This is a genomic window from Flavobacterium sp. ACN6 (assembly GCF_002304005.1).
In the GTDB taxonomy this organism is placed as follows: domain Bacteria; phylum Bacteroidota; class Bacteroidia; order Flavobacteriales; family Flavobacteriaceae; genus Flavobacterium.
Genome location: NZ_MRCQ01000007.1, coordinates 261,417 through 274,642 on the forward strand (window position 1 = coordinate 261,417; position 13,226 = coordinate 274,642).

Here is a 13,226-nt window from a genome sequence, read left to right on the forward strand (position 1 = left end):
TACTTATCGCCTATAGCCACTCTAATTTGGGTTCCTTTGCGTGATTTTTTCAGACATATAAATAAGCTGGAAGATATTTTACCGAAAAAAATGAGACAAATGAAAATAATCTATTCTATAATATTTCTGATTTTAATTAGTTGTGGAAAATTAAATCCTCAAATTCAAGCTGAAAAAAATCAAACACCAAAGGAAGTTGAACTTGACGTAGAAAATAAATATTGGGACTCAATTTGTAAAGAAGAAACTAAAAATGCCAAAAAAGATATTGAGAAAAATAAGTTAACTTATTTTCATTATTTTGGAATGGTAGTACAATATCGAAGTAATGAGGAAATGAATAGGTTACTTTCAAAATACAATATTGGAATCGACTCTGCTTCCTATTATTGTACAGTTCCAGGCGAATTACAAAATTGTTACGCAATTAAAATGCGACAAGAAATTGATAAAAGATATGGAAAAAATTTTATAGATTCTTTAAGAACAATTGCTGAAAAACAATATGTTATAAATAATCTGAATAAAGTCTATTCGTTTGAGGAATGTGATACAATATCCAGATATCCAAATGATAAATCATACAGAGATTTTTTTAAAAGCTACGAAAAAGATTTTTGGAAGTTTACAGAATATCCTACTGATTTTGAATACAGAAAAAATAAGGATTCATATTCTTCTATTTCTGCCGAATTTACTTTATCAAAAAATGGAGAAGTTTCAAATATTGATATTGAGATAACTTTTCAAAATAAAAAAAACTATAAATACAGATCTTATTTTATAACTAAAACAAAAGAATTTATACTTAAAACAAAATGGATTCCAGCAAAAAGTGCAGGAATAGTTGTTTCTAGTAAAGTTCCATTAACTATATTTTTCAAATAAATCATCAGCTCTTGTGTGTGTCACGCTCGTGAAATTAATATTTGGGGATGATTTAGCAAATCCGAAGAATGGGCTTAATTTAGTACCTAACCCGCTGTAGTACCAGAACGTTGGCGAGAAGTTTACTAAAGACGGACTTTGAAAATATTTATAATTTAAAGAAAAAGGATGAAGTATGTTGCAATTTTTATTATAAATCTGATTGCTTTGATTCTTTTCATTGCTTCTATTTCAACTACATATTATAATTTAAAACATTTTGATAAAAGTGATATTGTAAGTGGAAAAGTTACTAAAGTAAATTTAGTTTCCAATTATGGTAAGGGTGGAAGATTATATGGATTTGAATATGAAATCAACAATAATAAGGATGTTTTATATTTGACACAATATGAAACATTAAACTATACAATTAATGTTGGAGACAAAATAGTCTCTAAAAATTTATACATTGGAAATACGAACTCAAAAATATTAACTATTAATGGTGAAAAAATTAATACTTATTATGGAATATTTGACTTTTTAATGTTAATATTAGTTGTTGTAATTCCTTTAACATACTTATTTTATTTTAGAATAATAAATACAAAAAAATACAAAAATAGAACTGAAGAATACAAATTGATTTACAATAGAAAAAGGAATAAAAAGAAATAAAACCTCTCGGCAACAGCCACTACAACGAATTTGGGCATTGGGCTTAATGGAAAGATGGTTTGTATTTCGAAATATAGTGATTACCGAAGAATAAATTTTAATTTAGTCCGGAACCCGCTGTAGTATCAGAACGTTAGCACCAATAATACACAAAATGGGAATATTTGACATTTTTAAAAAGAAACCGAAATTTGTAGACGACTTATTTGGCGAATTAAATTATACAAAATTTAGTGACACGACGAAAAATTTTTATGACGGCGATGTGGAATTTGACTCACAAAAAGTTGGAATAATTATTGACGCAGATCAAAATGGACCAACAGAAAGCCAAAAAGAATTCTACACTAAATTGCGGGCCAAGTATACTTCAATAAAAGTTGAGGTAATTATTCCATACTTAAAAAAAGAATTGGAAGATTGGGAAGAAGAAAATCAAATTATTGACTTTGATCAAGAATTTACTATTGATGGAATTTCATTATCAAGAATAACAGACAATTCTGTTAATTGGTCACTAACACTATATTCTACTAAAATAAATCATTATGTGACAATTGAGTTTATAGACCTAGAACCGCAAGAAGGAATTATAGTTGATGGATAAATCACTGGTGCTAACAGCCATTTGAGGAGATTGAGGTTTAGGCTGATTTTAAAGATGATTTTGTATTTAAAAATTTGTGTTTAACTGAAAAACCTCACATCTTTATTCCTCAACCTCACCAAGCGCCAGAACTTTAGTAACAATTTCACAAAATTAATGGTAAACATTCAAGAAATAAAAGACAGTAACCTGACTGAAAAAATAGAAACTCACCAAAAGATTGGGGGAGCTTTAAGGATTTCTGTTTTTGAAATTAAGGAAAACTACTTGGGTCAATTGCCTGACGAGTATAATGCACATCTGACAACGGCTCGACAAACATTAGAAAAGCAAAACTTTGAATGGAATTTTCATTTTAACAAAGTCGCATCTAAAAATCAAAGAAAGGATATAGCTTATGCAATGACTGACTTTGACAAATTAGACCCTAGTGGACAAAAGATAGATTTATTCCATTTTTTAGGTTCACACTTTGACTTAAATAATAATAAACCTCTCATTCGTGGACAATTGGGGAATAATACTCTGAATTCTTATTTTTATTATGACCAAGATGAAATACCAGAAAACAAGGTAGATATTAATGCATTAGATGCAACGTACAAACAATTGTATATGGACAATAAAGGTTATTTTGTTCATGCACTAATGGAACCACCTTATAATTTAAGTCTTGAAAAAGAAATTTATTTGCGTGGAAAATATTTATTGGAGTTTTTGGAATATTTTTTCTGCGAAATTAATGAATTGACAGTATATGCATGGGATACAAATTGTTCAGTTGTCTTTGATTCGGGAAAAGAATGGTGGGGAAGTTACTTTTGGACAATATATAATCCGACAAAAAAATGGTATGTAGGAATAATAGCATCAGAGACAGATTAAAATAGTTACTATTTATGTATGTTTTCGAATTGATTGTCCTGTAACGAAAAAAGCTCCAGATTTCTCTGAAGCTTTTGTCTTAGTAGCGGGAACAGGACTCGAACCTGTGACCTTCGGGTTATGAGCCCGACGAGCTGCCTACTGCTCTATCCCGCGATGTTTCGGGTGCAAAGATACACACTAAATACGGTTATGCAAATAATTTTGGCACTTTATTTTTTTTGATTTCTGAAAACAGTGGCTTTTTCTAGACTTTAAAATCTAATAATTCTTCGTAAACATTTCCTGTTAAGCCTAGTAGCATGCAGAATGCAGGTTCGGTTTTTATTCCTTTTTCTTTTAATTTAACAACCTCTAATCGGAAGTTTTCGCCTTTTAAATGCAGAATTTTGGCTTCAATTACCATATGTTTATAGCCATTTTGATCTTGGGTTGGAATATCTGCCCGAAAATTTCGATTTCAAAAAAGTCAATATTGAAGTTCGCAACGACCGATTCTTGATTATTGATGACGGTTTCTCGAATAACAAAGTTCTTTTCTTTCCCGAAAACTTGTTCAATCTTCTCGATAAAATCGGCTTTGTTTTTCCAATAACAAATAATATCAAGATCACTATTTTCAATGTCTATATTTATCGGAATCGTGCCGACCAGTATAGGATTAAATGCAGACAGATTTTCTAAAACTTTGTATTTCGTGAGAAGTTGAAAAACGGATTGCTGTTTTTGATTTCCTGTTTTCAAATAAGAGATGTTAGTAAAATCAGTCATGTTTATTAATCCTTATAATTTTTTTCTTCCTCGATTTCTTGTTCTAACCTTGGGTTGATATTGATTTTAGCATTCAAAAAAACAAAAATAGCCGCCTGATATTCTCTGGCATATTTATTTGTAATCTGGCCTCCAATGAATGCCTTTTCAAAAAACGGACTTGTTGTTTTAAATTCGTCGCTGTTTTCTTCAAAATTTTTTACGCGGATTAAATTTTTATATCGAATATCGAGATTGAACCAGTTTACGTAATCGGCGTTAAAAGAAACCGCTCTAATACCTTTTTTGGTATAATAATTAATGGCACCGGCTTGTCCGTAATTGTCACAGATTACAATGGTTTCTTTTTGGTTTGGGAGTTTGGCATAAATAGAATCAACTTTGCCGGCCAATTCCTTCCAACCCAGCATATCTGCAAAATCCTGAGGTAATTGATGTTCTTTTCCGTCTTCCCACCGAAGCATTCCCAATGCTCTGTATTGCGCTGAATTTGCGACCATATATTCAGGACTTTTATTAGGAAAAGCAACGTTGTACATCGGAATAAAAAGAAGTAAAGGAATCAGTATAAAAACAGGTTTTAGAAAACGTTTCCATCCATCTTTTAAAATTTCTGAAAGATAAACAGCTCCAAATCCAATGTAAATTGGATACAAACCTATAACATAATACGATTTGGCTTTGAAGTAGATAAAGATTAAAAGTGTAAATATAAATGCGCTCAAGAACAACTGATATTTTTGAAAAGGTTTGTAACGCACGAAAGCATAAAGTGCTGCCAATATTACAAAAAGAGAACCAATAAAAAAGAGAATTTGTTCTTTTAAAAATCCTGCAAGATCAACATTTACCAATTGCGTTTCTGCCAGTTCTTTCATGTGATGTACAATTGGAAATTGATTACGGTACTGCCAGACAAGATTCGGGAGAATCAAAAGTAATCCTAAAATTAAAGCAAAATAAAGCTGTTTTTGAGCAAGTATTTTTCTTTGTTTAGAAAGTAAAATCGCAGGAATTAATCCGAGTAACAAAAACAAAATATTGTATTTATTCAGAAATCCGAATGCAAATACAACCGCGCCAATGTAAAGCCATTTGGTGTTTTCAGAAGTTATGTATTGAATTAAAACATAATAAAATAAAGTCCAGCACAATACATCCAGCGAGTTTGGTTGATAAAGCATATTAAGACGCAATAAACAAGAAAACAAAATACCCAGTGCACCAAGAATCAAAGCGTAGAGATTTCCTTTTAAAAGTTCGATAGTTTTCCAGACCGTTAAAAGCGTCAAAGCGCCAAATAGGGCAGGGAAGAACTTGACCGAGAAAACCGAATTTCCAAGAAGGAAAATAAGATATGAAAACCAAGACGTAACAGGCGGAACCGATAAATACCCCCAAGCCAAATGGTGCGCCTGATCGAGATGCAGATATTCGTCGCGCTGCAAATCATATTCGGGACTAATTAAAACATATTGTAAAACAAATTTTAGAATAATAAACCCAATTAAAAGCAGCGTTTTTTTAGTCATGAAGGTTTTGGTTTTTGGTTGTAAATGGTTTTATGTCAGCGTATATGTTAAACGAATATAAGATTTATTTTGAATAAAAAAAGCCTCAGATTTCTCTGAAGCCATTTTATAAATATTGAATTTCTTTTATTGGAATTTGGAATTTCCTTTTTGAAAATTAAAAAGAAACTATTCCTCTTCTGCTGTTTCAAATTCCATGTGATCTACGATTTCAGCTTCTGCTTTTTCAGGTTTTGAAGCTTTTAGCGCATTGAATCTTTCCAACATTTCAGATTCTCCTTCTTCACCGCTGAAATAAGGAAAAACATCCATAATAGGCGATTCTGAAATTGCGGGAATCGAATATTCTCCCATTGAGTTTTTCATTACATGAATCGTATTGTCATAAGCTTCACGAACGTCATTTGCCTGAATAAGCATATACATACTCGTTTTTCTCTCTTTACCGCTTTCTTCATCATAAGCGATCAAAGAAACCTTAGATTTAAACCATCTGTCGGTATTTTCAAACGGATGAATTTCAGCATAATTAGCAACTTTAATATTGGTGATTTTAAATTCTTCACTAATATAAGCAGCCATTTCTTCATTAATTCTTTTTTCAGCTTCTGTATAAGACAATGCGTCAACCAAATATGGTTCGGTTAAAACTTTTTGTCCGCCAGTTTCATCTGTTTTTCTATATTTTACTTTGCATTCGTACCAAACTACGCTCATCTCTTTTAAATTTTAAGGATGCCAAAGATAAATTTTACAGGAAAATAAATAGTTAAATCTCAAAATAGATATTCACAATTTTGAATATTTTTTGGTAATGTTTTGATGTTCTGAAAGTTGTGAGTTTCTGTATCGAAAATACTTTGTAATCGCATTCATCCTTTTAAAATTTTCATAAAATCAAATTATTTTTTGAATGTAATTTATTGTAAGCCAATAAATTATTTTCCATCAATTTAAAAATCAATAAAAAAATGAATTCATTTCAAACCAAATGGTCAATTTGAACGTAAGTGTCAAAAGATAATGGCTAGGAATGAGGCAAATTCAAATGATATTGGTTTTTGGAGCATATTGAGTCTGACCACATTTCTAGCTGTTATTTTTTTATAATTTTAAGCAGCATAAATGACAGGAAAATTAAACGTTCAAAAGTTAAAAGAGACTTTAAAGTATATTGAGAGCAAACACAATGAAATAAAAAGACAAGGACAAAATGATACGCGAAGCCTTGAGTCAATGTTGAAATATTTGAAAAAAGATATGATCGAACAATACAATTTGTCAGATCACCATTTATCAATAAAACAAGATGTCAAAGATACAGACGCTTTTATAGAGAACGTTAAAACCATCATACAGCAAAACTCTTAATTTATATTTATCGAAAAGAAAATTACTTTTATTTCAGTTTGAATTTTTCGTTTTTGCAATCGAGAATTAGTGTATGATTAAGGAAAAGTTTGTTTCCAATCATTCCCTGCATTCCAGAGCGTTTCATTAGAAAGTTTTGCAGTTTCGATGTGCCTTCGATGTAGGTAACCTCAGAAAGTTTTAAGGATAGATTTCCAAATTGTATTTTCTGATTTGCCACAGCTGAGAAAACAGTTAAAATATTTCCCCACGAATTTCCTTTTTCCGTTTTTATCTTGCTGTTTTTGATTTTATATTTTTTCCATACTTCTTTTGTGGTAATAAATTCGTAACCGCTCGTTCCAGAATCGTATAATAGTTTTAGGTTTTCGTTTTCGACTGAGGCAGGAATTAATATTTTACGTTTTTTAAATTCAAAATCTATAAAACTGGTTTCTTGTATTTGGTGTACAAACGAGCATTTATTGTTTTTAAAATCAAAAATGGTAATTCGTTTTTCTAATAAATCGGTTCCAATTGTGCCAATTATATTTTTGGCATTCGGATCATCAAAATTAATTTTATGCCCATAATTTAAAACTTCAAAATGAGCAGAAGCAACATTCATATTTCCGATTGTAAAACCTGAAGAAATCTCATTTTCCTCTTTAATTTTAATTTGATTTTGGAATTTTTCAGAAATAGATTCTAAGGCATTTTTGTAAAATACGGTAATTGGCGAACCTGAATCAAACTGCATATAAAATGTCTTTTCGATTCCGTTGAGTTTTACAGGCAAGAGCAATGCAGTATTTGGGTTTTCTTTATCAGAAATCCATTTTATAGGAATATTTTCTGCTGTTCCAGATACTGTCAGATAGTTCTCTGGTGGTGTAAATTTCTTTTGGAAATAAAAATATCCTCCCAACAAAAACAAAACAATAACGACTAAAGTAATCGACGCAATTTTCTTAAATAATTTCATAGCTGATTTTTTCTGCAAGATTCGGATTTAGGTTCCAATTTTCATGCAAAAACAAGATGACATTTTTACGTCATTTTTATGACTTGAATTATAAGAAGTTGTTTTTTAGTTTAATAGCAAGACTTTGGTTCTTGTTCAAACTGATTCCGTTTAGCACAACAACAACTAATTTTAAGAAGAGAATTGTAATTAATGGAATAAGAAAAAGGGGAAAATCGATAGAAAAAGCCTTTTGAATAAACGGACTTACAATTAATAGAAAGGAAAGCATAAGACTCAAAAAGAGGTGAATCGTTATAATCTGTTTTCCGAGTTCTCTGTTTGTAAGATCTTCTGTTTTATACGTTAAGATCAAAGGAAAAATAATACTTCCAAAGGGAATTACAAGTCCAGATAAGGCAGAAAGATTAATGATTTTGGCTCTTTCAATTCCGCTGTTTTCTGTTTTACTAATTAGATTCTCTGGAATTGTTTCTAAAGATTGCGCAATTGTTTTTAATGTAAATCCTTTAAGAATATTACCAGCTTCAATTCTCTGAATTGTTCGCAGGGAAAGCCCAGATTTTTCAGCCAATTCATTTTGAGTCATATTTTTTTCCTCTCTCAAAACTTTAACTTTATTGTTCATTTCTTTAGATTGCTTTTTTTAAGTATGGAAACGAAAATAGCAAAAAAAGTCTTGATCACAACAATTTAATTATTTGTCCCGTTTCAATTAATAGCTTTTGTAATTTAATATTTTAGGGCGGAATACCGGATAACCTCGAAAGTTTAATAAAAATTTAAGCCTTTTCTTTAACAAAATTATTAACTTGTTATAGAATAAAAGATTTTGCCCGTTTTATTTTAACCAAAAACATATTTATGAGAGTATCAGTTGTCCGAAAAAATATAAAATTTACACCAGATTCTAGAAGAGTTGTTGCCCGATATTTTATGAATGGGAACGAACGAACTCAGCAAATGGTACTTCGGATCATGATGCTGGATGAAAAACAAGTATTACAGACTTTAGAGCAGACGCTTCGTGAATTTGCGAGACGTCATCGAAATATTTCAGCAGTGTTTTTTAGACATTGCGAAAGAATAAGACCTATAATAGAAGCAATGAAGATTGATTATGAAGCAATGTCTTTGGATCGAAAAATGCTTATTGGTTCTTATTGCACCATGGAATATGCCATTGAATCTGCTGCGATTTTTAATCCTTCAATTGTAGAAGATTTTGACCAAACCGGATTAGAAGCGGGAGAAAAACGTGTCGTTATTTCGTTTCGTGCTACGGGAGAAGGTCATATTTCGTCTATTGTTTTTAGAAGAGGAATCTTAGACAGAGACAATAATCTGCATATAATGAAAATTGGAAGTCATATTGATAAAGCCGAAATTGAACACAAGACTTTATTTAATAAAGAACGATTTCTGACTAAATTGATGGAAATGCATACTACGGATAAATATATTACCCAGATTATGCAGGATCTTCCAGATGAGTTTGAATTTGCGATTCTTAAAAACATACTAAATACTGCTTTAAGTGATCCTATTATTCGTGAAGAAAGAAAAACCGCATTGCAGGAAATACTTTGGCTGGCCAATTCGTTTTACGACATACAATTCAAACACGATTCTGATATTACAGAACGTGTCATTTTTCCAATTTCAGATTCTGAAAGCCGCGGAATAGAAGATGCTCGTTTTGTTCGTTTTGTCGATGATGATAATTCAGTTCGTGTAATGGCGACTTATACAGCTTATAATGGTCATACAATATTACCGAAACTTATTTCTACTGAAGATTTTTATAGTTTTAGAGTAATGCCGCTTCATGGAGCTGGTGCGCAAAATAAAAATTTAGCCTTGTTTCCAAGAAAAATAAAAGGGAAATATGCCATGCTTGCCCGAATTGACGGAGTGAATAATTATATCATGTATTCTGAGCGGGCTACACAATGGAATACGCCAATTTTACTGCAAGAACCTCGTTATACGTGGGAGTTGACGCAAATTGGAAATTGTGGTTCGCCGCTTTGGACAGAAGAAGGCTGGCTGGTTATTACGCACGGTGTGGGTACAATGAGACGTTATTGCATAGGGGCTTCCTTATTTGATTTAGATGATCCGTCGAAAGAAATTGGAAGACTTACAGAGCCATTGCTTTCTCCTCTTGAAGATGAACGCGAAGGTTATGTGCCAAATGTAGTGTATTCCTGCGGGGCGATTATTCATAACGACAGTTTGATATTGCCTTATGCAGTATCAGATTATTGTTCTACTTATGGAGTTGTAAATCTGGCGGAATTGCTGGATGCGCTAAAAAATAGTAAATAACAATTACTTTCTGTTTTTGAGATCAGGAATTTTCTCAGTCAAATTTTTCCAATATCTTTTGGGTATATGCTGGAGATGAAGTTTCGTGTTTTTTCGCGATTCAATGTTGACGCTGCTAAAATAGTTGCGCCATAAATTCTGGAAAAATTCTTCATCTTCATCAAATATTTCAGCTAAAAATTTTGATGAGGAAGTTTCTGAATCAAACTTTATTTCGACCGTTGAAACATTTTCAAGGTCGTAGTAAATTCCGTATTTGCGTTTGGAATCATAAATCAGCCAGCGTTGATCGGCATAACGGTTTTTAAAATGTTTTTCTATAATCGGCAAAACATTACAATCGGGTTCGACGATCGCATAATACAATTCGTCTTTTGTGAGTTTGAAACGCACAAACGCTTTCATTCTATGACTTTCTTTTCCCGTTAAATGTGCTGCTTTTCTAACATTTAAAACATCATTATTACTTAAATCTTGTTCGATATTAATTGAGCTTGAAAAGGCGTATGCTACAAATCGAAATAACGTTTCTTCAATTTGATTTAATTCTGATAAAAAAGCACTATAAACATTATAAAAACCAGCAGAAGAAAGCTTTTTTATCAGGCCTTCCAATACGCGGTCTGCTTTAGCATTATCTGTTATTACAGTATGAATATTTGAAAAAAGTAAAGCACCAGAAGCTTCATTTTTTGCAAAAACTACATCTTTGAGTTTGTATTCGTAAATCTCAAAAACTGCTGTAAGCCAGCCTTCGTAACTTCCATCATAAATTACTTGTGTCATTTGGATTAAAATAAAGCAAGCTGGTTCGAAAAATTATTTTTGTATTTACTGTTCTGTAAATTCAGAATCTGACTTTTTATTTGAATTGAAGTCAGATCTTTCTGCAGGTGAAAAGGCGAAGCAAAAGCCAGAAAATATTTCGAACGATTGTAAGCAATTCCTAATTTTTGCAAATCCTGAGGTTGCAATTTTTTGAACTTTCGGGCTGCAACAATTTTTTTGGCACTCAAAAATCCTATTCCAGGAATACGCTTAATTAATTCAAGATCTGCGGTATTGATATCAACAGGAAATTGATCCATATTTCGCAAAGCCCATCCTAATTTTGGGTCAATATCGAGATCAAGATTGGGCTGGTCAAAACCAACAATTTCGTTTACATTAAATCCGTAAAAGCGAATCAGCCAATCGGCTTGATACAAGCGATTTTCTCGAATCATCGGAACTGGAGTTCCAATTGCAGGAAGTCTGTGGTCGTAACTTATTGGTACATATCCAGAATAATAAACACGTTTCATGCTCATTTTTTCGTAGAAATAATTGGCCATTCCTAAAATTTCAAGATCATTTTCTTGTGTAGCGCCAATAACCATTTGTGTACTTTGGCCGGCTGGTGCAAAAAGCGGCGCTTTATAGTTTAATTTTTTTTCCTCTTTGTGACCGGCAATTTCATTTTTAAGATATTCCATAGGCTTAATCACATCGACATGATTTTTATCGGGTGCAAGAAGTTTTAGACTTTTTTCTGTCGGCATTTCGACATTTACGCTTAAACGGTCTGCATATAATCCTGCCTCTTTTAAAAGTTCGTCGCTGGCGCCTGGAATTGCTTTGAGATGAATGTAGCCATTAAAGTTTTCCTCTAACCGTAATTTCTTTGCAATTCTAACAAGGCGTTCCATTGTAAAATCGGGGTTATCAAATATGCCCGAACTCAAAAACAATCCTTCGATATAATTTCTTCTGTAAAAACCAATTGTAAGATCTACCACTTCCTGAACCGTAAAAGCAGCGCGTTTTATGTCGTTACTTTTTCGGCTTACACAATAGGCGCAGTCAAAAATACAATGATTGGTTAATAAAATTTTCAGCAGAGACACACAGCGTCCGTCTTCTGTATATGAATGACAAATGCCATTTGCGGATGCATCTCCCAAACCCTTATTTTTGTTCTTTCGATTGCTTTGACTTGAAGAACAAGAAACATCATATTTGGCTGCATCAGCTAAGATCGCCAATTTCTCCATCACTCTTTCATGTACCATTTTGATCTTATTTAATTGTTTTTGAAAAGAAAATTAATCTATTCAAAACTACTCATTTGGCTCAAAAAGGAACTGGAAATCACTGTTCTAAATTGTATCAATTTTTTATAACAAGAAAATAACTATATATTGACGAATTAATTTTTACGCAGCTCAAAAACAGGTATAAATACGTGGTTGAAGTTTTTTCGATTTATCTAAATTGCGCAACTGTATGAAAAATTAATCAAACCCCCTTATTGATTGATTTATCTCTAAATGAGCGTACTAGTATTAGCGAATATTAATAATCGAATTGCTAAAACGATGAAATTTACACAAGGACAAGATGTATCCTACACTGCATTGAGTGGGAGGTCTTATAAGGCGACAGTGATCGAAAGAAAAATGGACTTTAAAAAGGGGCTTATAATAAAATCTACCTCAAAAGAGAGAGATTTTCATTATCTGATTGAAATTCAAAAAAATGGTACAACAGAAAAAATTCTTTGTGCTGAAAATCATCTTCAGTTATTAGAAAAGAAACAAACGGTAAAAAAAGCGGCGTGATACGATTATTACAATGCTGTTTCGTTTTTGAATTACTTTTTCATATCATTTTATTGAATTATTTATTTTAAAATTAAAATAATTCAGTAAAATCTATTTGTAATGCATCACATACTTTCTCTAAAGTTGAAAGTGTTGCGTTGGCATTTCCTTTTTCCAAACGGGACATATTGCTTTTTTCGAAATTACATTTTGAAGCTAAATCCTGCTGCGAAATGTTTTTCTGAATTCTAATTTCCTGAATTCGTTTTCCGACTTTTTGTTGTATCGTTTCTTTCAAATTAAATTATTATATTTCTCGAAAGAGCTCAGACATTTCAATATTCAAAGCTTTACCAATACGAATAAGCTTGTCAATACCCATAATTTGTTTGCCAAGCATATATCTTCTTAATGCTTCGATATCTAAATCAGAGTCATGAGCAACATGTCTTACTTTAAGACCTTTTTCTTTAATAATATCTTTTATGTTTTTTCCCACAATCTTTACAGATTCAGGCACTTCAGTTTTTCTCATTTCCTTTTATTATAAGTTGAAAATTATAAGTAAGTAGCCGAAAAAACAGGAATTTATATATCCAGTCAAATACGTCTGTTTTTTTATTATATTTGTTGAA

15 protein-coding genes, 1 tRNA gene and 1 pseudogene are annotated in these 13,226 nt (G+C 31.7%); 7 read left to right on the plus strand and 10 right to left on the minus strand.

Going from position 1 to position 13,226, the window contains the following annotated elements; genetic code table 11:
- The first annotated feature begins 99 nt into the window (after nucleotides 1–99).
- The 4 genes from BSF42_RS13165 (at nucleotide 100) to BSF42_RS13180 (ending at nucleotide 3,040) form a co-directional block, all read left to right on the plus strand.
- A complete protein-coding gene (locus tag BSF42_RS13165; protein WP_253251048.1) occupies nucleotides 100–888 on the plus strand; it encodes a hypothetical protein in 789 nt (262 codons plus the stop codon).
- A gap of 168 nt (nucleotides 889–1,056) precedes the next feature.
- On the plus strand, nucleotides 1,057–1,548 hold the full coding sequence (locus BSF42_RS13170; RefSeq protein WP_095953548.1) for a hypothetical protein: 492 nt from the start codon (nucleotides 1,057–1,059) through the stop codon (nucleotides 1,546–1,548).
- Nucleotides 1,549–1,702: 154 nt separating this feature from the next.
- Nucleotides 1,703–2,155 carry a hypothetical protein gene (locus tag BSF42_RS13175; RefSeq protein WP_095953549.1) on the plus strand — a complete coding sequence of 151 codons (453 nt, stop codon included), beginning with the start codon at nucleotides 1,703–1,705 and terminating at the stop codon, nucleotides 2,153–2,155.
- A 156-nt stretch (nucleotides 2,156–2,311) separates the two neighbouring features.
- Complete coding sequence (locus BSF42_RS13180) at nucleotides 2,312–3,040, plus strand: hypothetical protein (protein WP_095953550.1); 729 nt, start codon at nucleotides 2,312–2,314, stop codon at nucleotides 3,038–3,040.
- 83 nt (nucleotides 3,041–3,123) lie between these two features.
- On the opposite strand, the gene BSF42_RS13185 is transcribed toward BSF42_RS13180, so the two are convergent.
- The 4 genes and pseudogenes from BSF42_RS13185 to BSF42_RS13200 all read right to left on the minus strand — a co-directional run bounded on the left by BSF42_RS13185 (nucleotide 3,124) and on the right by BSF42_RS13200 (nucleotide 6,060).
- Nucleotides 3,124–3,196: transfer RNA gene (locus BSF42_RS13185), tRNA-Met, on the minus strand.
- A gap of 91 nt (nucleotides 3,197–3,287) precedes the next feature.
- Nucleotides 3,288–3,811 (minus strand): annotated as a pseudogene (locus BSF42_RS13190) (DUF4269 domain-containing protein).
- A gap of 5 nt (nucleotides 3,812–3,816) precedes the next feature.
- Entirely contained in the window at nucleotides 3,817–5,343 is a 1,527-nt protein-coding gene (locus BSF42_RS13195; protein ID WP_095953551.1) for a glycosyltransferase family 39 protein, read from the minus strand.
- Between the two features lie 168 nt (nucleotides 5,344–5,511).
- Nucleotides 5,512–6,060, minus strand: a complete 549-nt coding sequence (locus BSF42_RS13200; RefSeq protein ID WP_095953552.1) for a DUF4494 domain-containing protein — start codon at nucleotides 6,058–6,060, stop codon at nucleotides 5,512–5,514.
- Between the two features lie 408 nt (nucleotides 6,061–6,468).
- On the opposite strand from BSF42_RS13200, the gene BSF42_RS13205 reads away from it, so the two are divergent.
- Complete coding sequence (locus tag BSF42_RS13205; RefSeq protein ID WP_095953553.1) at nucleotides 6,469–6,714, plus strand: hypothetical protein; 246 nt, start codon at nucleotides 6,469–6,471, stop codon at nucleotides 6,712–6,714.
- A gap of 28 nt (nucleotides 6,715–6,742) precedes the next feature.
- On the opposite strand, the gene BSF42_RS13210 is transcribed toward BSF42_RS13205, so the two are convergent.
- The gene (locus BSF42_RS13210) at nucleotides 6,743–7,678 is read right to left on the minus strand and encodes a hypothetical protein (protein ID WP_095953588.1); all 936 of its coding nucleotides are present in this window, start codon (nucleotides 7,676–7,678) and stop codon (nucleotides 6,743–6,745) included.
- A gap of 88 nt (nucleotides 7,679–7,766) precedes the next feature.
- Entirely contained in the window at nucleotides 7,767–8,306 is a 540-nt protein-coding gene (locus tag BSF42_RS13215) for a helix-turn-helix domain-containing protein (protein WP_095953554.1), read from the minus strand.
- A gap of 236 nt (nucleotides 8,307–8,542) precedes the next feature.
- On the opposite strand from BSF42_RS13215, the gene BSF42_RS13220 reads away from it, so the two are divergent.
- Complete coding sequence (locus BSF42_RS13220) at nucleotides 8,543–10,009, plus strand: glycoside hydrolase family 130 protein (protein ID WP_095953555.1); 1,467 nt, start codon at nucleotides 8,543–8,545, stop codon at nucleotides 10,007–10,009.
- Between the two features lie 3 nt (nucleotides 10,010–10,012).
- Here the strand turns inward: BSF42_RS13220 and BSF42_RS13225 are convergent, their stop codons facing one another.
- Both BSF42_RS13225 and BSF42_RS13230 read right to left on the minus strand, forming a co-directional pair.
- Nucleotides 10,013–10,795, minus strand: coding sequence for a TIGR03915 family putative DNA repair protein (locus BSF42_RS13225; RefSeq protein WP_095953556.1), 783 nt, complete (start codon nucleotides 10,793–10,795; stop codon nucleotides 10,013–10,015).
- 5 nt (nucleotides 10,796–10,800) lie between these two features.
- Nucleotides 10,801–12,060, minus strand: a complete 1,260-nt coding sequence (locus BSF42_RS13230; protein ID WP_095953557.1) for a putative DNA modification/repair radical SAM protein — start codon at nucleotides 12,058–12,060, stop codon at nucleotides 10,801–10,803.
- A gap of 306 nt (nucleotides 12,061–12,366) precedes the next feature.
- Between BSF42_RS13230 and BSF42_RS13235 the strand changes: the two genes are divergently transcribed.
- Entirely contained in the window at nucleotides 12,367–12,609 is a 243-nt protein-coding gene (locus BSF42_RS13235) for a hypothetical protein (RefSeq protein ID WP_095953589.1), read from the plus strand.
- A gap of 73 nt (nucleotides 12,610–12,682) precedes the next feature.
- Here BSF42_RS13235 and BSF42_RS13240 read toward each other — a convergent pair whose 3' ends face one another.
- Both BSF42_RS13240 and BSF42_RS13245 read right to left on the minus strand, forming a co-directional pair.
- Complete coding sequence (locus BSF42_RS13240) at nucleotides 12,683–12,889, minus strand: helix-turn-helix domain-containing protein (protein WP_095953558.1); 207 nt, start codon at nucleotides 12,887–12,889, stop codon at nucleotides 12,683–12,685.
- Nucleotides 12,890–12,898: 9 nt separating this feature from the next.
- Nucleotides 12,899–13,126, minus strand: a complete 228-nt coding sequence (locus tag BSF42_RS13245) for a helix-turn-helix domain-containing protein (RefSeq protein ID WP_095953559.1) — start codon at nucleotides 13,124–13,126, stop codon at nucleotides 12,899–12,901.
- Between the last annotated feature and the right edge of the window lie 100 nt (nucleotides 13,127–13,226).